General features: G+C 66.0%; 28 protein-coding genes and 1 tRNA gene. 28 read left to right on the top strand and 1 reads right to left on the bottom strand.

The window, feature by feature from the left end; translation table 11 throughout:
• The first annotated feature begins 20 nt into the window (after positions 1 to 20).
• The 10 genes from QOL16_RS11960 to QOL16_RS11915 all read left to right on the top strand — a co-directional run bounded on the left by QOL16_RS11960 (position 21) and on the right by QOL16_RS11915 (position 5,426).
• Positions 21 to 623, top strand: a complete 603-nt coding sequence (locus tag QOL16_RS11960) for a hypothetical protein (protein ID WP_139266412.1) — start codon at positions 21 to 23, stop codon at positions 621 to 623.
• Entirely contained in the window at positions 620 to 1,801 is a 1,182-nt protein-coding gene (locus QOL16_RS11955; protein WP_071284719.1) for an AAA family ATPase, read from the top strand. The genes QOL16_RS11960 and QOL16_RS11955 overlap by 4 nt, the downstream gene beginning before the upstream one ends.
• A gap of 135 nt (positions 1,802 to 1,936) precedes the next feature.
• Positions 1,937 to 2,260, top strand: coding sequence for a hypothetical protein (locus QOL16_RS11950; RefSeq protein ID WP_071284720.1), 324 nt, complete (start codon positions 1,937 to 1,939; stop codon positions 2,258 to 2,260).
• Positions 2,257 to 2,718, top strand: coding sequence for a single-stranded DNA-binding protein (locus QOL16_RS11945; protein WP_071284721.1), 462 nt, complete (start codon positions 2,257 to 2,259; stop codon positions 2,716 to 2,718). Before QOL16_RS11950 ends, QOL16_RS11945 begins: the two co-directional genes overlap by 4 nt.
• 11 nt (positions 2,719 to 2,729) lie before the next feature.
• Complete coding sequence (locus tag QOL16_RS11940; protein ID WP_071284722.1) at positions 2,730 to 3,437, top strand: hypothetical protein; 708 nt, start codon at positions 2,730 to 2,732, stop codon at positions 3,435 to 3,437.
• Positions 3,434 to 3,643 carry a hypothetical protein gene (locus QOL16_RS11935; protein ID WP_071284723.1) on the top strand — a complete coding sequence of 70 codons (210 nt, stop codon included), beginning with the start codon at positions 3,434 to 3,436 and terminating at the stop codon, positions 3,641 to 3,643. Before QOL16_RS11940 ends, QOL16_RS11935 begins: the two co-directional genes overlap by 4 nt.
• On the top strand, positions 3,633 to 3,830 hold the full coding sequence (locus QOL16_RS11930; RefSeq protein WP_071284724.1) for a hypothetical protein: 198 nt from the start codon (positions 3,633 to 3,635) through the stop codon (positions 3,828 to 3,830). The genes QOL16_RS11935 and QOL16_RS11930 overlap by 11 nt, the downstream gene beginning before the upstream one ends.
• A 227-nt stretch (positions 3,831 to 4,057) precedes the next feature.
• Positions 4,058 to 4,129, top strand: a tRNA-Trp gene (locus QOL16_RS11925).
• Positions 4,130 to 4,349: 220 nt separating this feature from the next.
• Positions 4,350 to 4,589, top strand: a complete 240-nt coding sequence (locus tag QOL16_RS11920) for a hypothetical protein (protein ID WP_139266413.1) — start codon at positions 4,350 to 4,352, stop codon at positions 4,587 to 4,589.
• Between the two features lie 207 nt (positions 4,590 to 4,796).
• On the top strand, positions 4,797 to 5,426 hold the full coding sequence (locus QOL16_RS11915; protein ID WP_139266414.1) for an HNH endonuclease: 630 nt from the start codon (positions 4,797 to 4,799) through the stop codon (positions 5,424 to 5,426).
• A 917-nt stretch (positions 5,427 to 6,343) separates the two neighbouring features.
• On the opposite strand, the gene QOL16_RS11910 is transcribed toward QOL16_RS11915, so the two are convergent.
• On the bottom strand, positions 6,344 to 6,877 hold the full coding sequence (locus QOL16_RS11910; RefSeq protein ID WP_071284726.1) for a hypothetical protein: 534 nt from the start codon (positions 6,875 to 6,877) through the stop codon (positions 6,344 to 6,346).
• An 85-nt stretch (positions 6,878 to 6,962) separates the two neighbouring features.
• On the opposite strand from QOL16_RS11910, the gene QOL16_RS11905 reads away from it, so the two are divergent.
• The 18 genes from QOL16_RS11905 (at position 6,963) to QOL16_RS11820 (ending at position 22,804) form a co-directional block, all read left to right on the top strand.
• The gene (locus tag QOL16_RS11905; protein ID WP_071284727.1) at positions 6,963 to 7,421 is read left to right on the top strand and encodes a hypothetical protein; all 459 of its coding nucleotides are present in this window, start codon (positions 6,963 to 6,965) and stop codon (positions 7,419 to 7,421) included.
• A gap of 7 nt (positions 7,422 to 7,428) precedes the next feature.
• Positions 7,429 to 9,096, top strand: a complete 1,668-nt coding sequence (locus QOL16_RS11900) for a large terminase (protein WP_071284728.1) — start codon at positions 7,429 to 7,431, stop codon at positions 9,094 to 9,096.
• 11 nt (positions 9,097 to 9,107) lie between these two features.
• The gene (locus QOL16_RS11895) at positions 9,108 to 10,499 is read left to right on the top strand and encodes a phage portal protein (protein WP_071284729.1); all 1,392 of its coding nucleotides are present in this window, start codon (positions 9,108 to 9,110) and stop codon (positions 10,497 to 10,499) included.
• Complete coding sequence (locus QOL16_RS11890; RefSeq protein WP_071284730.1) at positions 10,483 to 11,286, top strand: hypothetical protein; 804 nt, start codon at positions 10,483 to 10,485, stop codon at positions 11,284 to 11,286. The genes QOL16_RS11895 and QOL16_RS11890 overlap by 17 nt, the downstream gene beginning before the upstream one ends.
• A 47-nt stretch (positions 11,287 to 11,333) precedes the next feature.
• The gene (locus tag QOL16_RS11885) at positions 11,334 to 11,954 is read left to right on the top strand and encodes a hypothetical protein (RefSeq protein WP_139266415.1); all 621 of its coding nucleotides are present in this window, start codon (positions 11,334 to 11,336) and stop codon (positions 11,952 to 11,954) included.
• Between the two features lie 12 nt (positions 11,955 to 11,966).
• Positions 11,967 to 12,350: a hypothetical protein gene (locus tag QOL16_RS11880; protein ID WP_071284732.1), complete on the top strand. Its 384-nt coding sequence runs from the start codon at positions 11,967 to 11,969 to the stop codon at positions 12,348 to 12,350.
• A gap of 12 nt (positions 12,351 to 12,362) precedes the next feature.
• Positions 12,363 to 13,382 (top strand): major capsid protein, encoded by a 1,020-nt coding sequence (locus QOL16_RS11875; RefSeq protein ID WP_071284733.1) that lies wholly within the window; start codon positions 12,363 to 12,365, stop codon positions 13,380 to 13,382.
• 83 nt (positions 13,383 to 13,465) lie between these two features.
• Positions 13,466 to 13,765 (top strand): hypothetical protein, encoded by a 300-nt coding sequence (locus QOL16_RS11870; protein ID WP_175473091.1) that lies wholly within the window; start codon positions 13,466 to 13,468, stop codon positions 13,763 to 13,765.
• Positions 13,766 to 13,773: 8 nt separating this feature from the next.
• Positions 13,774 to 14,190, top strand: a complete 417-nt coding sequence (locus tag QOL16_RS11865; RefSeq protein WP_071284735.1) for a Gp19/Gp15/Gp42 family protein — start codon at positions 13,774 to 13,776, stop codon at positions 14,188 to 14,190.
• The gene (locus QOL16_RS11860) at positions 14,187 to 14,543 is read left to right on the top strand and encodes a hypothetical protein (protein WP_071284736.1); all 357 of its coding nucleotides are present in this window, start codon (positions 14,187 to 14,189) and stop codon (positions 14,541 to 14,543) included. Before QOL16_RS11865 ends, QOL16_RS11860 begins: the two co-directional genes overlap by 4 nt.
• Positions 14,544 to 14,799: 256 nt before the next feature.
• On the top strand, positions 14,800 to 15,210 hold the full coding sequence (locus tag QOL16_RS11855; RefSeq protein ID WP_071284737.1) for a hypothetical protein: 411 nt from the start codon (positions 14,800 to 14,802) through the stop codon (positions 15,208 to 15,210).
• A gap of 132 nt (positions 15,211 to 15,342) precedes the next feature.
• Positions 15,343 to 15,903: a hypothetical protein gene (locus QOL16_RS11850; protein WP_071284738.1), complete on the top strand. Its 561-nt coding sequence runs from the start codon at positions 15,343 to 15,345 to the stop codon at positions 15,901 to 15,903.
• A gap of 2 nt (positions 15,904 to 15,905) precedes the next feature.
• The gene (locus QOL16_RS11845) at positions 15,906 to 16,109 is read left to right on the top strand and encodes a hypothetical protein (protein ID WP_071284739.1); all 204 of its coding nucleotides are present in this window, start codon (positions 15,906 to 15,908) and stop codon (positions 16,107 to 16,109) included.
• Positions 16,110 to 16,188: 79 nt separating this feature from the next.
• Positions 16,189 to 16,524 (top strand): hypothetical protein, encoded by a 336-nt coding sequence (locus tag QOL16_RS11840; protein ID WP_071284740.1) that lies wholly within the window; start codon positions 16,189 to 16,191, stop codon positions 16,522 to 16,524.
• 23 nt (positions 16,525 to 16,547) lie between these two features.
• Positions 16,548 to 16,934 (top strand): hypothetical protein, encoded by a 387-nt coding sequence (locus QOL16_RS11835; protein WP_139266416.1) that lies wholly within the window; start codon positions 16,548 to 16,550, stop codon positions 16,932 to 16,934.
• The gene (locus QOL16_RS11830; protein ID WP_083395038.1) at positions 16,924 to 20,754 is read left to right on the top strand and encodes a tape measure protein; all 3,831 of its coding nucleotides are present in this window, start codon (positions 16,924 to 16,926) and stop codon (positions 20,752 to 20,754) included. Before QOL16_RS11835 ends, QOL16_RS11830 begins: the two co-directional genes overlap by 11 nt.
• Positions 20,755 to 20,774: 20 nt before the next feature.
• Positions 20,775 to 21,680, top strand: coding sequence for a hypothetical protein (locus QOL16_RS11825; protein ID WP_071284743.1), 906 nt, complete (start codon positions 20,775 to 20,777; stop codon positions 21,678 to 21,680).
• Entirely contained in the window at positions 21,680 to 22,804 is a 1,125-nt protein-coding gene (locus tag QOL16_RS11820; protein WP_071284744.1) for a hypothetical protein, read from the top strand. Before QOL16_RS11825 ends, QOL16_RS11820 begins: the two co-directional genes overlap by 1 nt.
• Positions 22,805 to 22,876: the final 72 nt, after the last annotated feature.

Genomic DNA, 22,876 nt, shown 5'->3' with positions numbered 1-22,876 from the left:
TTCGCGCCGGGTCGTGGTGCATGGCTCACCTCACTGACGGCGTGATTCCGTCGTTCGCGCTGCCAGTTTTGGGCGCAAAACGCCGATATATCGACGAGTTGGTGGGCGTTTCGCTGTGGATTGCAGACGACGGCGCGTACAGATTCCACGACTGGGAAAAGTACCAGCCGACGCGCGAGTCCGTGGAGGCAGATCGTGATGCTGCCGCGGAACGGAAGCGTAGGTCGCGGGAGAAGTCACGACAGCCGTCACGGCGTGACATGAACGTGACGGACGGTGTGCAGTCGCCCGACGCCGCGCCTTCCCCGACCCGACCCGACCCGACCCGACCCACTCCTTCTAACGAAGGAGTACCGCGCAAGCGCGCCTCACGCATCCCCGAAGGATTCGCTATCACCGACGACATGCGCTCCTGGGCTCGAGCAGAAGTACCGCTCGTGAACGTCGACGCCAAACTGGCCGAGTTCGTCGACTACTGGGTTGCTGTCCCCGGCCAAAAGGGCGTGAAGACCGACTGGATCAGCACATGGCGGAACGGGATGCGGAAGCAGCAGCAGTTCGCTGAACGCGACCGCGCCACCCGTCCAGCGCAGGTAGACCGTGACGCCTGGATGAACGCATGAGTGGCACGCAGGCCGAGCGGAACCTGCTCGGCGCACTCATCCGCGACACGCTGCAGGTTGACCGGGTGCACGGCATGGTGTCGTCGCAGGACTTCTCGGACGCACGCCTCGGCGTCGTGTTCGACGGGGTCCTCGAACGGGTCAGCCGCGGCGACGCGATCGACGCGGCGATCGTCGACGGGATGCTCGCCGGCTGGGGTGTCCGTGGCCTCGACTCGGAACCGTTCGTGTGGGCGGATCCGGCCGTGTACTCGTTCGCGGCTCCCGAGTACGCGCAGGCTGTCCGGGCTGACGCGGTGCGGCGGGAGTCGCGGAACGTCGCGAACACGATGCAGGAGGAACTCGCTGCCGGCGCCGCACCGATGGACGCGGCATCGAACGCCCTCAACCGGCTGCAGACCCTCGTCGACGGTCACTCCACGGGGATGCTGCAGACGAAGACGCTCGCGGAGATCCTTGCCGGGTCGGACGCTTACGACTGGGTCGTCCCGGGTCTGCTCGAGCGGAAGGACCGGCTGATCGTCACCGGTCCGGAGGGGTCGGGGAAGACGACGTTCGTCCGTCAGCTCGCGGTCCTGTCCGCGGCGGGCATTCACCCGGTGACGTTCGAGCACATCGAGCCGGTGCAGGTGCTCGTTGTCGATGCGGAGAACACGGAACGGCAGTGGCGTCGAGCTGTCCGCTGGTCGACCCGCCGAGCCCGCGCTGAGGGGACCGTCGATCCGGCGTTGGCGATCAACATCGTTGCCGGCAACCGGATCGACATCACCCGCGGGTCGCACCTGTCGGAGATCCACCGCCTCATCGACCGGCACAAGCCCGACGTGCTGTTCATCGGCCCGCTGTACAAGCTCGTCCCGAAGGCGATCAACAACGACGACGACGCGGCCCCGCTGATCGTCGGCCTCGACTCGTTGCGGGAGCGGAACATCGCGCTTGTGATGGAGGCGCACGCCGGGAAGTCGGCGGGTGCGAACGGGGAGCGGGACCTTCGCCCGCGTGGGTCGGCGGCGCTCCTCGGCTGGCCTGAGTTCGGGTTCGGTCTCCGGCCCGACCCGGACAACACCGGGGAGGGGAACATCGTCGCCGTGTCCCGGTGGCGGGGCGATCGGGATGAGCGGCAGTGGCCGAAGCGGATGATTCGCGGCGCCGACTGGCCGTGGGAGCCGATCGCATGAAAGTACCTAACTGCGACCGCTGCGGACGCTTCACGACGAACGCCGAGGAGTACGACGACTGGCAGCCAATGCCATGGAACGGACCCAATACGCATCGGTGGTGTGACCGTTGCAAGTTAAAGGCCGGAGAACCACATGAGCGCTGACGCATGGGACAACTTCATCGCCTCCCTCGACCCGGCAGCCGTCGAAGCTGAGCGGATGCGGGTCCACGGTGACCTCGACCAGGAACGCCCCGGCTCCCGCGCCGACCACGAGATGAAGTTCGCGCACGACTACGTCCGCAACGACTTCTGGGCCCGCATGCGCGGCGAACGCATCCGCCGAACCGTCATCAGCCAGATCGAAGACGCGGACCGGGAGATCCGGGCACGCGGATTCGACCTCGACGGAGACGACCACGACATCGAGGCGGCCATCCGGTCGTACTCGCAACAGCACCGAAAGGCAGCAGCATGAGCAAGGCAGAGATCCGAGTTGAAGGCTTCGTCTCGAAGGACCCTGAACTCCGTACCGTCAACGGCAAGTCCGTCATCGCGGTCGACATCCCGCACACGCCCCGCAAGAAGGATGGTGACCAGTGGGTGGATGCGGGCGACACCATCTGGTTCCAGGCGTCGTTCTGGGAACGGGACGCGCAGGCGATCGCAGCGTCGGTCCGGAAGGGCACGCTCGTCACCGTCACCGGACAGCCCGAGCTCAACGTGTACCCGAAGCAGGACGGCAGCTCCGGCGTCAGCGTCCGCATCAAGTTCGGGACGCTCGGGATCATCCCCCGCGAGCCACAGCAGGCCCACGGGGGCCTGAACACCGCCCCGCAGCCGCAGTGGGACGCACCACCGCCGAACGCCCCGCAGGTGGGCTCCTGGCAGACCGCCGGGGACATCGCAGACGCCGACTTCTCCAGCCCCTTTTGAAAGGCCGGGACATGACCACCATCACCCCCGTCGAGGTCGACGAGGAGACCAGCCTCGCCCTCGCGTCCGCCCGGGCCCGCCGTCGGCTCCTCGACGCCCCCGGCCTCGTCGCGTACATGCGGACCCTCGTCGTCCCCGCGCTCGGCGGGGCGAAGGACGGCATGCCCCGGGCCGCGTCGAAGGAACCACCCGCGCCGATGCACGTCGACGCGCTCGACGACTCCGACAGCGTGTACGCGCAGCTCGTGAACTGGGTCGACTACTGGGCGGAACGCCTCGACGCGAGACCGCCGGCGACCCTCACCGCGGTGTGGCGCAACGAGCAGGACGTGCAGGGGTTCCGTCCGTCCGTCACCCCGCCCGGTGCAGGGCAGCTCGTCGGGTTTCTCACGACGTGGCTGCTCATCCGTCACGACGACATCGCCCGGAACTCGTACGGCCGCGCCTACTTCGACGACGTCGCCGACATCGTCCACCGGGCGCACGGGAAGTACCCGCGCGCACCCCGCGGCGACCGGCACGTCCTCCCCAGGCCGTGCCCCGTCTGCGATCACTACGCCCTCGGCGCCGAGTGGGCCTCCGAGGACGTCGCCGACTTCGTGCTCCGTTGCGACCACTGCGGCCACGAGGAACCCGCGAAGGACCACCTCAAGCAGTCACGGGTCAAGGAACTGATCCGCGACCTCCGCGAAGAACACCAGGCAGGAGCAGCAGCATGACCGAGCAGCGCAGGACGGGCTTCAAGATCGTCGACGGACGCACGGGGCAGCGCGTCACGTCGGTCACCTACTTCAGCGAGCAGGGAGCGCGGGACGACATCACGTCCTGGCAGAACCGGCACGACCGAGGAGGGCGGCCCGACATCACCAAGGACCTGCTGCTGAACATGACGGTGGTAGAGGACGCGCGAGCCGATGCCGGATGACACCTGGTGGACGAAGCAGCAGGCGTGCCAGCGCCTCGGGATTAGCACCCGGCAGTTCGAGTACTACGTCGCCGACGGCATGCCCGTTGTGAAGCTCGGCCGCCAGGTGCACGTCCGTCGCACCATCATCCAGGCCGAGTACCGGCGACGCCGTCTCCGGCAGAAGGGCAGCCGCGCCACGCCGTGATCCGCATGCTGGCGCGCACTTCGCTGAATCTGGTACGCTTGCGCTCAGCGAACCCGTACGCAACACCGCGAACGGACACTGAAGGCCCCCGACTGATATGTCGGGGGCCTTCGTCGTACCACCCTTGGGATGGGGTGCCGGGAGCATCAGGCCAAGAGCCAGCCCCCGGTCATGGTGGTCAGCCCACCCGCAGCACACCGCGCCTGCGACAACAACCGCGGTTCGATGGGGTGTAGCTCAACCGGAAGAGCAGCGGTCTCCAAAACCGCAGGCTGCAGGTTCGAACCCTGCCACCTCTGCGTTATCCAGGGCGTCCGATCAGTTCCCGCCCTGGATCTCAACTTCCTCGGCCCGCAGGTCAACACGCACACAGCAACGCCGCCGCCCAACAGTCCGGCCGCAAGCACAACAAACGCTGCGCAGAGTCGAGGAACCCACCCAGGCCGAGACCCCCGACGGAACCCGCGACTGACGATGCGGACCGCGGACGGGTCGGCCGACCACCACAAGGAGGCGCTGATGCCAACCATCAGGGCATCACGCCTCACCCGCAACCAGGCCCTAGCACGCACCCAAGCGCGACGCATGAACGAACTCGACCGCGTCATTCGTAACGTGCTGGACCAGACCGGCGGCGGCGAGTTCCACGACACCAGCGGCTTCCACGAGCGGGACACCGAGTGGCGCCCGACGATCGGGTTCACCACCGCCCCCTGGCTCGACGCCACCCCCGGCCATGCCCGCCGACCCGCAGCCTGATCCCTACTTGTCGTCTCATCGGACGAGAAGTAACCAGAACACGCGCACCCCGCTTGAGCCCATCGGCTACGACAGCGAAGGTGCGCCGCTGTACGCCTATCAGCTTCCAGTCACCGCGCCGCCAAAGAGCAGGTGAACCACAAACACTGAACCCCCGCGACTGCGTCAACAGTCCGGGGGCATGAACGAACTGAGAAGGAGTTCGCTATGTACGACCTTAACTGTATCGTGACGTTCTGCACCAAGGCGGCGCGTCCATCTCGGCGCTACTGCAGCGGGCACGCGGAGCAAGTGCGACAGGGCAAGAAGCTGACTCCTATCGCGCATCGCCCCCATGCCAAGCATCGTCGGCCGCTCTCCTTGCGAGTGTCACCGGAGCAGCGCTTCCGTCAGATTGGATGGAGCATCAGCCCCACCGGTTGCTGGCTGTGGAACGGAACAATGAGAGGGAACGGCTACGGCTCGTTCACTCTCGCATCCGGCCAGCGGGTGGGAGCACACCGCTTTGCGGTCTACCTCGACACGGGCGTAATGCCTGCGCCTCACCAACATGTCGCGCACGCATGCGACAACCCGCGCTGCGTCAACCCCGCACACCTATCAGCAGGTTCCGCACTCGCAAACATGCAGGACATGGCAGACAAGGGCAGGAGCGCGTGGGGCGAAAAGAACGCCAACGCCAAGCTCACCATCGACGACGTCCGCGCAATTCTGATGCGGTCTGCCACAGGCGAAACGTCTCCTGCCATCGCGGCCGACTATCCCGTCAGTGCTCGATATGTCCGCAGTATCGTCGCGGGCGAACGGTGGCAGACGGCTCTTCGAGTCTCCGCATGAACTCCTCGGCAGCAGCTGACTCCTACCCCCATGCCGTCGCGTTGACCACCCCCACCCATGAGTCGCACCCAGGGGGACAGAGCATCCTGGCCGGCCCCCGAACCCGCCCTTTCATCGCACCGGACGCGAACAAATCGGCGACCGGAAACCCCAACTTGCGGGCAGGTAAACGGGGCGCATGAGCCAACGGCAGCAATAGCCGGAGCAGCGTCCCAGTCGCCCGAAGACAGGCAGTGATTCGCAATGCCACGAGCTCCGAAGAAGTGCGGCCGAACCGGATGCGAGACACGCGTCGTCGCCCGCAAGTTCTGCGACGAGCACACGCCAGTCTGGCAAGGTTCACGTCACTCCGGCTCGACACGGCAGTCACGGCAGGTGCGGCAAGTTGTCCTGCTTCGCGATCCGTTCTGCCGATGCTCAGGATGCAAGGCATGCACTAGTCACGGATGCACACGACGATCAACCGATGACGATCACGTGCACAACGTCGCATCAGGCGGCAACGCTTTCGACATCAGCAACAGGCAAGGCATGTGCAACCCCTGCCACAAAGTGAAGACCCAGGGCGAGGCATCGGCCGCTCGAAGGCGAAGCTGAACCGACCCCGGCACCCATCCCCCTCCCCACCCCCGGAATCGGACACCGGAGAGGTGCTGCACATTTTCTTCCGTACGGTTCCCCCAGATTCCGGACGCGCGGGTGCGTGGCTGAGCGTGTCGCGGGCGTTGCGGGCTTACCTCGCACAATCAGACAGTCACGACCGCTGACCGCGCACACGGGCGCTGGCGGCGCGAACCGTTACAGGAGGATGCCATGACGTTCCTGCTCGGAGTCGTATGCGGCATGTGACCGTCCATCGAGCGAAGTGGCAACGCATCCGAGAGGGACGCCCTTCCAACACCCAGGGTTAGCAGGCGTCAGACCGGCAGTATCTCGCCTCGCTGGTACACGTTCCCGGTGACGGTGATGTAGCGGCCGGTGCTGTACCGCTCGACGTGCAGCCCGTCGTCCTGGGTCCGGACGGTGCCGGGGCCGGGCTCGGCGGTGCCCCAGATGTGCAGGCCATCACCGGACGGCGAGACCTCGACATGGTGCCCCCGGTACGCCTCGAGGAACCGTGCTGCCGCCGCAGTCGGGACTCCGTCGACGAGGCAGTGGTCGAGGTCGATGCACGCGAACCCGTCGCCGAGCACAAACCCCAGACCGACGCCGGTGCTTGAGGCCGCCGCCTCCGCGTACGTCGACCAGGTCGCGGCATCCGTGCTACTCGCCGCGGTCCCGGTGGTCGTCAGCGGCACCTTTCGGGCGTCGCGTCGGACCCATCGGTCGGCGTTCGTCAGGGCCTTCGGTAGCGGGTTGCGGTGCGCGTAGACGCGGCACTTGCTCGAGCAGAACCGAGCCTGTCGGTTCTTGGCGACAATTGATCGGCCGCACCATTCGCACGCGCGCATGCTCTTATTGTAACGCTTTCTACCGCATAAACACAGGGATATCCCGACATGGGCCTGTGTTCGTTCCCGCCATGGGAGGCTCAAATTGCCCGCTCAGAAGAAGCACCCGTCAACACGGGCTCGACGCAACAAGACAGCCGGTGCTCGCACTCTTGCAGCGGTCAGTGCTGCCGGGATTCCCGACAAGCCGGACTGGGTCGACTGGACGCCTGCCGCGGTCGCGTACTGGAACGACATGTGGGCGTCGGAGATGTCTTCCGAGTGGCTTGAGTCGGACTACCACAACGTCGTCATGTGCACCTCCGCGTACAACGACTTCGTCACCGGCGAGTCCGCGAAGGATCGCAAGGATGCGATGGCGGAGCTTCGGCTGCAGCGCAAGGACCTCGGTCTCTCGCCGATGGCCCGGCGCTCCCTCGAGTGGGCTGTCGAGTCCGCTGAGCAGGCGAAGGAACGTGGCGCTGTGCGTCGCAGCACTTCGTCCTCGAGCAAGCAGCCGAAGCGCGGCGAAGACCCCCGCTCGGTGCTGCAGGCAGTGAACTGAGGACCCGATGGCGACGCTCATTGTGCCGCCGCTGGACCTCGACTTCCCAACGCTCGGCCCTGCGATCGCTGACTTCATCGAAGCGCAATGCGTGTTTGGTCCCGGTTCCCTCGCTGGACAGCCGGCGAAGCTTGACGCGGAGAAGCGAGCTGCGCTCTACCGCGTGTACGAGATATACCCCAAGGGGCATCGACTCGCTGGCCGCCGTCGTTTCCAGCGTGGTGCGATCGAGTGGCGCAAGGGCATGGCGAAGACGGAGTTCGCGGCATGGGTGGCGTACGCAGAGCTGCACCCCGACGCCCCGGTCCGCTGGGACGGTTGGGATGCGCACGGCGACCCTGTCGGAAAGCCGGTCGCCTTCCCGTACATCCCCATGATGGCGGTCACCGAGGAGCAGGTCTCCGAGCTCGCTTACGGCGTCCTGAAGTACGTCGTTGAGCACGGTGAGGGCGCCGACATGTTCGACGCGTCGCTGGATCGAATTGTGCGCCTCGACTCGCGGGGTGTTGCGGACGGAAAGTGCGTACCGGTGTCGAACTCACCCGGTTCCCGAGATGGCGCGCTGACGACGTTCCAGCACTTCGACGAGCCCCACCGCCTGTTCCTTCCCTCGGCGAAGAATGCGCACGAGACGATGAGTGCGAACCTCACCAAGCGGACCCTCGAAGACCCCTGGGCGCTGTACACCTCGACCGCGGGGCAGCCGGGGCAGAACTCCATTGAGGAAGATGTCCGCGCTGAAGCGGAGATGATCAATTCCGGCGAGATCGATGACCCGGCACTGTTCTTTTTCGCTCGCTGGGCAGGCGAGGAACACAACGACCTCACCACCATCGACCAGCGCATCGCGGCCATCGCGGACGCGACCGGCCCAGTTGGAGAGTTCGGTCCAGGCCAGTTCGAGTCGATCGCAAAGCAGTGGGACCGTCCCAAGGCTGACAAGGCATACCTCGAGCGGGTCTGGTTGAACCGTTGGCGGAAGTCCAACAGCCAGTTCTTCGACATGGTGAAGATCGCGGACAAGAACCTCCCCGCTCCCGGGCAGACGATCCCGAACGGCGCGTTCGTCGCACTCGGCTTCGATGGTGCCCGATTTAAGGACGCCACGGCCCTCGTCGCGACAGATATTGACACCGGGCTGCAGCAGCTTCTCGGCTGCTGGGAACGGCCGTACGAAGCGGACGAGTGGGAAGTCGACGAGGCCGACGTCACCGCAACGCTGACCGATGCGATGGAGCGGTTCAAGGTCTACAAGCTGTACGGCGATCCGCCGCACTGGACCGAAACACTCGGATCCTGGGCCGCGCGCTGGCCCGACCAGGTGGAGGAGTGGTGGACAGCTCGGCCAAAAACGATGGCGTACACACTCCGCGAGTACCTCGAAGCCATCGACTCCGGGTCCGTCACATTCGGCGGCTTATCGCTCCCTGATTCGGACTTCGACCCGCACGGCGACCTGATCCGCCACCTCGGTAATGCTGGCGCGAAGGAACTGCGCATCAAGGACGACGAGGGCAAGCCGCTCTACGTCATGCAGAAGCAAGACGGGCGGTTGGAGTTCAAGTTCGATGCAGCCATGGCCGCGGTCTTGTCGTGGAAAGCGTGCCTCGACGCACGGAAAACCGGCGCGAAACCGCGCGGGAAGAAGCGGGCGGTGATCCGCCGACTGGCCTGAAGGGGGTCTAGATGTCGATCGACACTACGGTCGAGAACACCCCCGGGTGGTGGTTGCAGAAGGCGTGCCGTAAGCGGGAGGGCCGCGTCGCTCGGCTGCAGAACCTCGCGAACTATCACGACGGCAACCCGCCGCTGCCCACGTCGAACGTGGCCGCGACCGATGCGTTCAAGAAGGTGCAGCGGCAGGCTCGAACGAACATGGCGGAGCTCATCGTCGGGTCGCTGCGTGAGCGCGTCAGTGTGCGGGACATCCGCACTGCTGCATCTGGTGAGAAGCCGGACTCCGAGGCCTGGGACATGTGGCTCGACAACGGCATGGACGTCGAGTTCTCCGAAGTGCTCGAGAACATGCTCGCCATGGGCGACGCCTACATGATCGTCGGGACCGACACGGATGACAACGCCGTGATCACCGGCGAGGATCCCCGCCAGGTCGTCACCATCCACAACCCCGCACGTCAGTCCGAGGTGCGGGCCGCGGTCAAGGTGTTCCACGACCCAGACGAGTCGGTCGACTACCTGTACCTGTACCTGTCTGGCGCGACGCTCGGCGTCGTCAACGCGCGAAGGTACGTCGCCCGTCGCGCCCGGAAGTCACTCGGCGCGGGCATCGTATTCTCGGCAGCATCGTTCTCCTGGGACGAAGATCGCGGCGGCAGCGACGGTGAGGAACTTCCCCACCCGTACGTGCCGGTTGTGCGCTTCCGGAACCGCAAGGGCGTCGGCGAATTTGAGCCGCACATCGACATCCTCGACCGCATCAACCACGACGTCTACAACCGGATGATCATCGCGCTCTACCAGGCGTACAAGCAGCGAGCCATCCAGGTGGACGAGGACGAGGCGGAAGACGGAAAGGGCGAGCCGGTCAACCTCGACGACGTCCTGACCTCTGACCCGGGTTCCTGGCTGCAGCTGCCGTTCAACTCCAAGGTGTGGGAGTCGTCGCAGGTTGACCTGCAGGGCATCCTGAACGCCACCAAGGACGACATCGCGCACCTCGCCGCGGTCACCCGCCGACCACTGCCAATGCTCTCCCCGGACAACCAGTCCGCAGAGGGTGCGAACTTCACCCGCGAAGGCCTCACCTTCGCCGTGGAGGACAAGCAGACACGTGCTGGGCAGGGCCTCGTCGACGTGTTCTACCTCGCGTTCCTCGCGACCGGCAAAACGGATCGAGCGGACAAGTCCCGCATCATCGTCGGTTGGAAGCCCGGGGAACGGTACTCGATCACCGACAAGTCGTCCGCTGGATCGCAAGCGGTCACCGTGCTGGCAAAGCGCACCGTCATGCGTGAGGTGTACCAGATGACGCCGACCGAGATCGACCAGGCCGAAGCGGAAGCAGCGGACGAGCTGCTGCTGAACCAGGAGGTCAACCCGGATGGCAACGCGGCTTGACCTGAACTACGACGTGCAGCAAGAAGCACTGCGGAAACAGATGACCCTGTACGTCCTCGGCATGTTCGTCGCCCTGGACAACTACCGCGACGTGGATGCGGCCAAGTTCGTCACCCAGGTAGTTCCTCGAATCGAGTCCGGGCAACGGCAGATGGCAATGCTGACCGACGCCTACATGGCCCGGTCTGTCGGTCAGCTGCTCGCGCAGGCCGCCGTGCGCGGTATCGCGTCGTACGCGACGACACTCGCGCTCCGTGGCATTGCCGGCGAGCAGGTGTTCCAACGTCCGTTCGCGAGTGTGCACAGCGAGCTCGCCAAGGGCGCGACGATGACGACGGCCGTGAATGCTGGCCGCGATCGGCTTCGCTCGTTGGTGACTACCGGATTGCAGCTGTCGAAGACCCACGCTGCCAACCGGGCAATGGAACGCGCTGGCATCGAGCAATATCAGCGAGTGCTCACCGGCCGCGAAAACTGCAGTCTTTGCGTGATCGCCTCTACGCAGCGCTACCGCGTCGGTCGGCTCATGCCGATCCATCCCGGATGCGATTGCGGCGTCCGCCCGCTTCCGGGCGGGTCGGACGAGCAGGTTATCAACCCGACGCGCCTCGAGTCGATTCATTCGGCTATCACCGCCGAGTTCGGCGACACGGATCGCGCCGCCCGCTATATCGATGGTGGCAAGGAGAGCGGCGACTACACGGATCTGCTCGTCACCTACGAGCACTCCGAGCTCGGTCCGACCCTTGCGTGGCGTGATCAGCACCACACGGTGCTCACCCCTTAGACCACCGCTCACGCGGCCTCCCCGACATGGGGACCCTCACCCCCGACATGGGAGACAACATGTTCACCTGCACCTACCGCCCCTGGCTCCGATTCGTCACCGACACCGAAACCGGTGGCGGTAGCAACGCGGACACCAGCAACGAGCCCGCCTTCCCCGCGAACACGCCCGTCAAGGACATGACCGCAGAACAGCAGGCCGCGTACTGGCAGTACCAGTCACGCAAGCACGAGGACCGAGTCAAGTCCTTCGGCGACTACACCCCCGACACCATCGCGTCGCTGGTGCAGGAGCGCGACACGCTCCGCACCGCATCGCAGACGGACCAGGAAAAGGCAGTCGACGAAGCCCGCGAGGCGGGCCGTGCCGAGGTGCGCAGCATCCTGGCGGCGGAACGCGTGAAGACCGCGTTCGAGAAGGCGCTCAACGGGCGAGTACCCGACGCCGGAGCCCTCCTCGACCTCGACCGAACCCAGTTCGTCAAGGGCGACGCCGCGGACCTCGACGCCATCACGGCGTGGGTGAACGACCACTCCACCGAGTCGACCAGTTCCGGCAAGGGACACGTCGACCTCGGCCAGGGCCGCGACCGCGGCACCAACGCTCCCAACAAGGGCGTCAGCGCTGGCCGAGAGCTGTTCACGGGCAGCAAGTCCAACAAGTCCTAGAAGGGAAACCTCATGCCCAAGCTCCGCACGGAGACTTTCGGTAGCGGCGACCAGTCGTGGCTCGGCTCGGCTCACGGTATCGGCAACTGCCGAACCGAGACGATCGACATCTCGGCGTTCACCGCTTCCACGCACTACCCGAACGGGTACATCCCGTCCGGCACCCCCGTCGCGAAGGTCAGTGGACTCCTCGTCCCCTACGACGTGACCGCGGGCACCACCACCGGTGCCGGCATCCTCGCCGGACATATCTTCACCGACCAGCCCGTCGTCGGCACGCAGGACTTCCCCGCGCCGCTGCTCGACCACGGCCGCGTGAAGACCGCATCCGTCCCGTTCGCGAACTTCGCCGCGCCCCTCACCGCGAAGAACGCCACGACCATCGTCTACATCTAGGAGGGATGACACATGGCTCTTTGGACTGACGTCATCGACCCCGCCACCCTCACCGGATACGCCCGCGAGGCGCTCTCCGACTACGAGGCGTCGCGCGGAACGCTCGCCCAGTACCTGCCCAACCGAACCGTGTCGGACATCGCCGTGCGCTTCGTCGCTGGTCAGGCCGGCCTCGTCGCGGAAGCGCAGTTCCGCGCCTACGACGCGGAGCCCGAGATCGGCAAGGCACCCAGCGGCAAGCGTGTCATGCTTGAGCTCCCCGCGATCGGGCAGAACATCCCGGTCAGCGAGTACCAGCAGCTGCGAACCCGCAACGCGACCGACGACGCGGTGCTGCAGGCAGTCCTGGTCACGACCCGGCAGGTCGTCCAGGCGGTGGCCGACCGCATGGAGCGCCTGCGCGGCACTGTGGTCGACACCGGCAAGGCGACCATCAACCAGGCCAACTTCAAGACGGACGACGACTTCGGTCGCTCGCCCGCTCACACGGTCACCGCGCCGGAACTGTGGTCGGACGCCGACGCTGACCGGCTCGGCTTCCTCGAGTCGATCTTCGACACCTACGTCGCCACCAACGGTGCCGACCCGGGGTCGATGCTCGTCTCGACGCGGGTGTTCCGCGCCCTGGCCGCAGGCAAGCAGTTCCAGACTGTCCTCGCAGGCGGCGGTGCGCGGCCCTCCACGGAGGCAGACGTCAACGCCGTCATCACCGGTGCCGGTCTGCCGCCCCTCGTGCGCTACGACCGGCGCACCTCTGCGGGCAAGGTGATCGACGACTCGAAGCTGATCCTGCTGCCGGCGCCGGTCGACGTGGACGACTTCGCTGGTACGCAGCTCGGTGCGACGTTCTGGGGTCAGACGCTGACTTCCACGGACGCCGACTACGGCATCGTCGACGCGGAGCAGCCCGGGATCGTCGCGGGTGTGTACCGCAACGAGAAGCCGCCGATGCTCGCGGAGGTCATCTCCGACGCGATCGGCATGCCCGTCCTCGCCAACGCGAACCTCTCGCTGTCCGCGAAGGTTCTGTAGCGCCACAGGTGGGGCCGCTCGCCAGGAGCGGCCCCACCCCACCCCATGGAGAACTCATGCCTGTACTGAATTGCACGGTCATCGTGCGCGACAGCAACTTCGTCTCGCACGTCTTCCTCGCGGGCGACACCCCGCCGGAATGGGCCGTCGCGAAGATCACGAACACAGCCGTATGGGAGGAAGCCGCGGCTCCTACGCCGAAGCCGTCCGAGAGTTCGCCGGTGCAGCACCCAGCGGTGAAGATCCCCCCCAAGTCGGGTCCGGGCTCGTCAGCGAAGGCATGGCGCGCCTACGCGGCAGCAAGCGGCTTCGCTGTCGAACCCGATGCAACCGCAACCGAGATCCGCGAAGCACTGCAGGAGCAGGGCGTCGCCACCGAGTAGGAGCGACCATGCCAGAGCAGCAGCCTTTCGACGCGTTCGCCGAATCGACGGACGTCTCCGCAGTCTGGGGGGAGCTCACTGCAGGGCAAGAGGCACTTGTGGACGCTTGGCTCGAGCAAGCATCGAACCAGGTGCGTCTCCTGGCCCGACAGCGCGGTGCTGACGTCGACGCGCTCGTCGCGGCAGACCGACTCTCCGCGGTCCTCGTCCGCGATGCTGTGGTGAATGCCGTCAAGCGCGTTCTCATGAATCCCGAGGGCTACCGGCAGCTGTCCCGGACCAAGGGGCCGTTCACCGAGTCGGGCACCATCGACACTGCTCTCTCCACAGGCATGATCTACATCGCCGAAGCGGACATCGCAGGACTGTTCCCCGTCAAGCGATCGCGCTTCGGATCGTTCCGGATGAAGGCTGGCCTGCTGTGAGCGGGGAAACCGTCACGATGATCACTCCCGGCGTCGAAGTCGGCCGCGACCGGTACAACAAGCCGATCTTTGCCGACCAACCTCGGCAGATCACCGACGTCGCGGTTGCGCCTGGGTCAACTTCTACCGACGAGACGACAGGCCAGGTCATCGAGACCCGCGGCCTGACTCTGTACCTGCCACCCGACGTGAAGGTCGCCCCAGAGGCCCGGTTCGTAGTGCGCGGCAAGACGTATCCAATCGACGGATCGTCGCAGGACTGGTTCAGCCCTGTCGGCTTCTCGCGCGTCTACGACTCATGGCAACCCGGCAACGTCGTCAGCCTTTCAGCCAAGGAGTACGTCGATGGCTAGCTCCCGTGTGGTCCTCAACCGTCGAGGGTTCGGCGCTGTCATGGCGTCCGCTGCGATGGAACGGCAGCTGCGACCATTCGCGGAACCCGTGGCGGCGCAGATCCCGGGCGCAACGATCGTCGCGATCCGCACGGGTGTCGGCTCTTCAAATTCTCGCGTGCGCCTCCGCGTCGAGGCGGAAGTGTGGCAGCGGGCTCGACTGATTGCCGCCATGCGCGCCGTCCTCAGCAACGCATCTCAGCGGTAGGGAGGCACCATGTACGGCGTCATCTACGGCGATCTTCTGGCACATCTGATTGTGCGCACTGATCAGCTGCTTCGTGCGCGCTCTGAAACGTTCGCACGGTCCGTGGAGGTGTCGAACCGGAAGTCAGCTGCGAGCCGGCGTGCGGTGATCTTCACCGCGTCCCCTGGCGGCGGTACCGGTGACACGTTGCGCACCGCATACGTCACTGTCGACGTCATCGCGAACGATGAGGGCGACGCTGTTGACCTCATGAACCTGACTCTCGCGCTTGTGACGTCGCGTGGTGCCGGCGGAATGGTTGACGGTCAGCCGATCGTGGCCGCGTCGCTCAACGGCGGTCCTAACGCGGATCCTGCTGCTGACGGTTTCTACGCGCAGACCGCTGAGCTCGAGCTCGCAGTCCGAGGCCGAGACCTCTAACTCTCAACTCTTCAACGCCCTGCCGTTCCGGTGGGGCGTTTTGCATGTCCGGGATCACCCGGCAGACCTCCCCTCCGAGCCGGGGACAACAGGGGCCACCGCGCCCGCAACCACCGACGAAAGGGCACCCCAGTGGTACTCAAGGCAGATAACGTACGGGTTGCCGTCACGGGCGCGGTCTACAACGCGCCCAAGACCGCCACCCGCCCCACCGATGCGACAGTCGCACTCACTGGCTACGCCGACCTCGGCTACGTCGGCGACGGCGGCGTCACCGAGACCCGCGACCGGTCCACGAACCAGATCCGCGCCTGGCAGAACGGCGCCCTGGTCCGCGAGGTCGTCACCGAGTCGTCGATCAAGTACAACTTCATCCTCCTGGAGACGAAGAAGGAGACCATCGAGCTTTACTACGGCACGAAGGTCGCCGTCGATGGTTCGGTGAAGATCAACCCGGCGAAGACGGGTGGCCGGCAGATGTTCGCCATCGACGTCATCGACGAGGACGACATCATCCGCATCGACATCCCTGACGGGGAGGTCACGGAGGTCGGCGACCAGGTCTACGTCAACGGCGAGGCGATCGGCTACGAGGTCACCGTCACCGGGTACGAGATGACGGACTCGGTCTCTGGTGAGACCTACTCGGCGGTCAAGTGGTACGGGTCCCTCGACACCACGGGAGGCAACTGACCATGGCGGCTGAGAAGAAGACCCTCGTCCGTCACACCCACACCGGGGAGATCCGCGAGGTCACCGCTGAAGAGCGAGAGAACCAGGACAAGAACTTCTGGGTCCGCATCACCGGTGACGTCAAGCCGGCCCCGGCTGAGACCGACGCCCCCGCGGAGACGTCGGACCCCAAGACCACTCCGAAGGCGACCACGCCCAAGGAGTGACCATCCGGTGTGCCGGGGCGCTCGGGCCCCGGCACACCGCCACACCTACCCGAGCACTCCACCGAGCTAGGAGAAGCACATGAGTGAGACCACCGCCGTCAAGGCGAAGCTGATCAAGGCGAAGAGCCGTCCGGCGCTCGTCGTCGAGTACGACGGCACCGAGTACACCCTCCCCGGGCGGATCCCCTCCGAGATCATGACGGTCCAGGCGAGCTTCAAGGCACCGAAGAACCCCGCGAAGGACGTGCAGGAGCAGTACCAGCGCGAGCTCGGCGTCGCGCTCGTCGACCGGTTCTACGACCTCGTCGTCCCGGACACGTTCAAGGGCGTCCTCGACATGGAAGACCTCGGCGCGGTCTTCGAGGCGTGGTCGGAGCACGTCGGCCTGGGGGAATCGAAGGACTCCGACAAGTAGCGGAGTCCTACCCCGACGAGTTGGTGTGGGAGCTGCACCATCTCGGCATCGACATCGAGGACATCGGCGACGACGAGAGCTACACCGATGAGCAGCGCGCGAAGGCGGTCGACCACGTGAAGGTCGACCGCCTTCTGCGTGTCGCGACGCGGGAACCGTCGTCTGTCTTGTTCGCGGCGCAGCACGGGTGGGCGTTCCCCGTCACCCGCGAGTGGATGGCGTCCGCGGACCTCTTTGACGCGATCCAAGCGCTCATCCAGGTCACCGCCAACAGCAAGCGGAAGCCGAAGCCGTACCCGCGGCCCTGGCCCGACTCGAACGCCGCCAGCTTCGGCAAGACCGATCTCTCCCCTGCAGACGCACGGGAGGTGCTGCGAAGGAACAAGGAGGGACTGGGACATGCCCACTGAGTCAGCCGTTGCCTACGTCAGTGTGGTGCCCCAGGCCAAGGGCGCCGGGAAGCTCATCGAGCAGCAGATCGACCCTGCAGGCCTCGGCGCGTCGGTCGGCGACAAGATGTCCGGCTCGTTCCTGAAGCGCGTCGGTTCGATGGCCGTGAAGACGACCGCCGTCATCGGTGGCGCCGTCACGGCCATCGGCGCTTCGATCGCCGCGGTCGCTGCGAAGAAGGGCATCGCTCGCCTCCTCGACATCGACGACGCCAAGGGCAAGCTCGCCGGGCTGAAGCTTTCCGCGAAGGACGTCACCACAGTGATGGACAACGCACTGACGTCAGTGCAGGGGACGGCTTTTGGCCTCGGAGATGCAGCAGGCATTGCATCGAACGCCGTCGCGGCTGGCATCAAGCCGGGCAAAGAGCTCACGAAGTACCTGTCTCTGACCGCGGACGCCGCGACCATCGCTGGTGTCTCGCTGGGCGAGATGGGCTCGATCATCAACAAGACCACCACCAGCGGCAAGGTCTACACCGACACACTGAACCAGCTCGCAGACCGAAACATCCCGATCTTCCAGTGGTTGCAGAAGGAGTACGGGGTATCTGCTGAAGCGCTGTCAAAGATGGTGTCGGACGGCAAGGTCGACGCCGCGACGTTCCGCAAGGTCATCGAGGAGAACATCGGTGGCGCGGCCCTTGAATCGGGCAAAACCGTTCGCGGCGCATGGGACAACGTGGGCGCCGCTCTCGGTCGGCTTGGTGCCATCTTTGGCGCGGGAGCCATCGCCGGGGCGCCCCAACTGTTCACCTCGATCAAGGAAGCCGTCGATCGTGGTACGAAGGCGCTGCAGCCTTACGCTGACGTCCTGAACGCAAAGGTCGTCGCGGGCATGGCGTCACTGTCCGCGTGGATCGACCGGGTCGACCTCGGGAAGATCATCACCGGCCTGTCCGGGATCTACGACCTCGTCGTGAAAGGCGACTTCTCCGGGAAGCTGTCTTCCGCGTTCGGGATCCAAGAAGACTCGCAGTTCGTCGCGTTCATCCTCGGAGCGCGAGACGCGGTCACTGGGTTCTTCTCCGCGCTCGGTGGCGGTGACGTATCCAGCGCAGTCGGGTCGGTCGGCGCCTCGTTGGCGACGCTCGGGCCGGCGTTCGCAGCTCTCGGCGCGCAGCTGCCGAGCATCGGCGGTGCCGTCGCGAAGCTCGCCGCCGCTGGCATCACGATCCTCGCAGGCGCTCTCGGGTTCCTCGCGGACCACGTCGACACAATCATCAAGTACCTCCCACTGATCATCGCCGGTTACCTCGCGTGGCGGCTCGCCTCGGCCCTCGCGACGTCCGCGACGCTGGCGCTGCGTACCGCCGAGCTCCTCGCAATCCCCGCACAGATCCAGCGCAACCTGCTCCGACTCGAGGCCGCGCGCCTCGAGTACGCGGCGTCACGCGCGACGAGCGTGAACACCGGTTCCACGGTGCTGAACACGGCGGCGACGAACCAGAACGCGAACGCTCTCGGGCGGCTGACCCTCGCGCAGCGGATCTCCGCGATCGCGACCGGCATCGGCACCACCGCAAGCCTCATCGGTGCCGGCGCCCTCCGGGTCTTCGGGTCCGCGGTGCGGTTCGCGATGGGTCCCCTGGGCATCATCATCGCAATCATCGGTGCGGTCGTCGCAGCGCTCGTCTGGTTCTTCACGCAGACGGAGCTTGGGAAGTCGATCGTGCAGACCGTCTTCGCGGCGATCCAGACTGCGGTGGCGTGGCTCGGTGATGCGTTCACGTGGCTGTGGGAGAACGCGATCAAGCCCGCGTGGGACGGGATTTCCGCTGGTGCGGTGTGGCTGTGGGAGAACGCCCTGAAGCCGGTCTTCGACGGCATCACTGCCGGCGTGCAGGCGGTCGGTGGGTTCTTCGTCGCTCTGTGGACGAACTACATCCAGCCGCCGCTCACCGCGATCGGGAACGCCGTCGGCTACCTGTGGTCGGCGTGGATCTCGCCCGTGTTCCAGCTGATTGGCGCGATCTTCAAGTGGGTCGGTGCTCTGATCGGTACCGCGGTATCCGCAATCGTCGGACTGGTCGTGGACACACTCGGCGCAGCCTTCAACTGGCTGTGGACAGCCGTCATTCAACCCGTGTTCGGCTTCATCGGCGCCTACCTCACGGTCTGGTGGGGCACCGTCTCCGCGATCTTCGGGTGGGTTGTCGGTTTCGTCCGCGACACCCTCGGCGCGGTGTTCTCGTGGCTTTGGACAGGTGTGATCCAGCCGGTCTTCGGGTTCATCGGCACCGCGATCTCGCTGTGGTGGAACGGCCTCGTTCTGCCCGTCTTCAACGCAGTCGTCGGCACCCTCCGAAACGTACTCGGACCGGTCTTCAGTTGGCTGTGGACGTCGATCATCCAGCCCGTGTTCAACGGCATCGGGTCGATCATCCGCGGCGTGTGGGAGGGCTGGCTGAAGCCGGTCTTCGACAAGATCATCGACGTCGCGAAGGTCGTCCTGCCGGCAGCGTTCCAGACGATGAAGGACGCGATTGGGAAGGCGTGGGACGCCGTCCAGGAGGTCGTGAAGGCGCCCATTCGGTTCATCGTCGAGACGGTGATCCAGAAGGGCATCATCGAGAACTTCAATAAGGCGGCGGACTTCTTCAAGACCGACCACCTGCCGAACGTGTCCCTCCCCAAGGGGTTCGCCGGCGGCGGCATCCTGCCGGGCTCGTCTCGCATGCGTGATGGCGACGACCAGCTTGTTCCCATGCGCCGCGGGGAGGGGGTCCTCGTCTCCGAGGGTCTCCGAACCGCAGCCGACCGGCAAGCGTTCCTAGCAGCGAATGCTGCCGGACGACGCGGAGTCGGTTTCGCTTCCCTCATGGGTGGTGGGTTTGCAACCGGCGGCATCGTCGGCGCCGCATCGAGCGCCTGGGACTGGCTCGCAGGCAAGGCAGGGAAGGCGTGGAACTGGGCGGCGGACGCTGCAGGAACCGCGGCGTCTGTCGTGTCTGACCCGATGGGCACCCTCGGGAAGCTCGCCGACAGCCTCATGGCGAAGATCCCCGGTGCTGGCGGCATCCTCGACCTCGCCAAGGGGGTCGGGAAGCGGATCCTCGATGGGGCCGTCGAGAAGCTGAAGGGCATCGGCGACCTCGGAGGGTTGGGTCCGTTCGGCGGTAACGGCGCGAACGGCAACATCCCCTCGACGGACCTCGCTTCGGCTCTCGGCTTCGCGCCGGGTTCCGGTGTTGCCGCGACCGGTGGCCTGCTGCGGAAGGCGGCTGCTGCAGCGTGGAACAGCGCCTACCAGGCGTCGGGCGGGATCCTCCGGCTCACGGAGGGGTACCGCGACCTCGCTGGGCAGGCGTATCGGTGGTCGCTGTTCAAGAAGGGCGGCAATCTGGCTGCCCCGGTCGGTACGTCGAAGCACGGCTATGGCCTGGCGGCGGACGTCGCGGGCGGGCAGTCCTGGCTTCGCGCGAATGGCGCGAAGTTCGGTTGGGCGAACACCGGGCTCGGGTTCGCGCAGCGTGAGCCGTGGCACTTCGAGTTCAAGGGTGTGCCTCAGCTCGCCGCTGGCGGTGTAGTTGGTCGTCGGCCGGGCGGGACGCTCGTGAACGTTGGGGAGGGCCGCTACGACGAGGCGGTGGTGCCGCTGACGCCTGCGTTCAAGGACGGGCTTGGGGCTGGCGGTCAGCGGGTGGAGGTGTACGTCCAGAACCCGTTCGGAAGCGACTACCTGCTTGCGCAGGTGTCGGAGGTAGCGGACGCACGGGTTGCTGATGCGTTCGCTGCCGATCAGCGGGTAGCTGATCGAGGGGTACGACTGCCGAGCTGATCGGCGTGAAGGGAAACCCGATGACGATCGTTGACGGCGGTAACGCGTTCTCGACGTTCACGGACGTCCTCGACGGCGGGAACGCGTTCACCGTGTACCCGCTGCCGGGGCCTGACGTGACACTCCTCGGAGGTGAGACGACCGCCCCGGCGGCGATGCTCGAGCTGACGGAGCTCCGGCCGGGGACGGCGTCGTTGACGATGTACCGGTCGTTCGCGGGGTACGACGGCCGCACCGTTGACATGACGGTGCGGTCGGCGATTCGGAAGTACGCGGTCGGAGCGTTCTCCGGTTCGGATGCGGAGATCCCAATCGGGGTGCCGGTGTCGTACTGGGCGGAGATGTTCGACGACGGCGGCACTTCGTTGGGTCGCACCGAGTCGACGACGGTCACATTCCCGAGCGCGGGCGGGAACGTGGCGTGGATTTCCGACCCGCTCGACGAGACGTCCGGTGTCCGGGTGCTGATGATCGACCAGGCAGGGAACTCGCTGTCCCGGCCCGTGTCGGGGAGCCGGTATCAGGTCGGTTTCCGGACGGTGGTGCTCGCTGGTACGCGGACGCTGCTCGTCGGGCAGGACATGTCGTTCCTGACGGAGACGGTCGCCGATCGGTTGGCGATCTACCGGCTGATGGAGGACACGGGCGGGCTGGTCCTGATCCGGTCCGCCCCGCCGAAGGACGTGCCGCGGCTCCTCTACTGCTGGGCGTCCGACCCGAAGGCGACGACGTACCAGACGGATTCGGGGATGGACCTCACCCGCTGGGTGAACCCGGTCGACGAGATATCCCCGATCGAGGGTGACGTCGCGGTCCCGCGCGTGCCGTACCAGGCGTACATGGATGCGTTCCCCACCTACGGCGACGCGATGGCCGCCTACGAGACCTACTTCGACGCGAAACGGAACCCGCCGGGAGGCTTCTGATGGTGCTGAACCTCGGCGACGACTACCTGAACGCGATCGAGCAGTCCGGTGTCCGCCGGGTCGATGTGACTGCGTTCTACGGGTCGGATCAGACGATCCCGGGCCCGAAGTACCCGACGCTCGACACGGTGCCGATCACGTCGGACGGGTCGCTCGAGTTCAGTGGCTCAGGGCAGTCGCAAGCGTCGGGGACGATCAACCTCCGACGTGACGGCGACGTGTCACTGGTTCCGAAAGCGTTCACGGACCCCCTGGCGCCGTTCGGGCAGGAAGTGGCGCTCCGGTACCACCTCGAGTTCGGTGGGCAGTCGTGGGACGTGCCGCTCGGCCGGTACCGAATCAAGTCGGTCCCGAAGGCGCAGGAGTACTTCCGCCGGTTCCCGTCGATGGCGAAGGTCGTCGGCTGGGAGGCGGAGTTGTCGATCACGGACCTGTTCGACCGGTTCGACGACGAGCTCGACTCCCCGGCACCAGCAGATGGTGCGACGAGCACCTGGGATGAGGTGGCGCGGCTGTCGCCGATCCCGATCATCCGGTCACTACCTGACCAGCCGCTCCCGTCTGGGCTGACGTACCAGGGCCGGTTGGATGCGGTCGCGCAGCTGCTTTCGAACCTCGGCGGGGAACCGCACCTTACCCGTGAGGGCGCGCTGACTGCTAGAGCGAAGGACGGGTGGCTGACGGCTACACAGACGGTCGCTACGGTCCGTGGGACGTTGACGCTGTCGGACGGCATGTCGAACGCGCTCTACAACCGGGTGAAGGTCACGAACCCGAACGACGCGACGATCATCGCGCTTGCGCAGATCGATGATCCCGCAAATCCGCTGTCGGTGACCTCGCCGTTGGGCCCGCGCACGTACGCGTATTCGTCGCCGCTGATGGATACGCAGGCGAAGGCTGCGAAGGCCGCTGAGACGGTCCTCGCGCGGGTGTCGACGCAGCAGTCCCGCAGCGTGGAGGTGACGTGCTTGCCGCGTCCCGATCTTGAGCTCGGCGACTTCATCGAGGTTGTCGACGAGGTCGCTGGCCGGAAGGTGCGTGGCGAGGTGGCGAAGATGACGTTCTCGAACGATGCGACGGCGTCAATGTCGTTGTCGCTGACGGTTGCGGGTGTTGCGTGACGGCCGCGGAAACGCAGGCGGCGCAGCTCGCTGGTCTCGGCCGGGGCGTGTCCGACTATCAGCGTGGCACGT

The organism is Curtobacterium sp. MCBA15_004 (assembly GCF_001865055.2).
Lineage (GTDB): Bacteria > Actinomycetota > Actinomycetes > Actinomycetales > Microbacteriaceae > Curtobacterium.
Note: the sequence above shows the minus strand (reverse complement) of the source record. Positions and strands in the feature narration are given on the sequence as shown.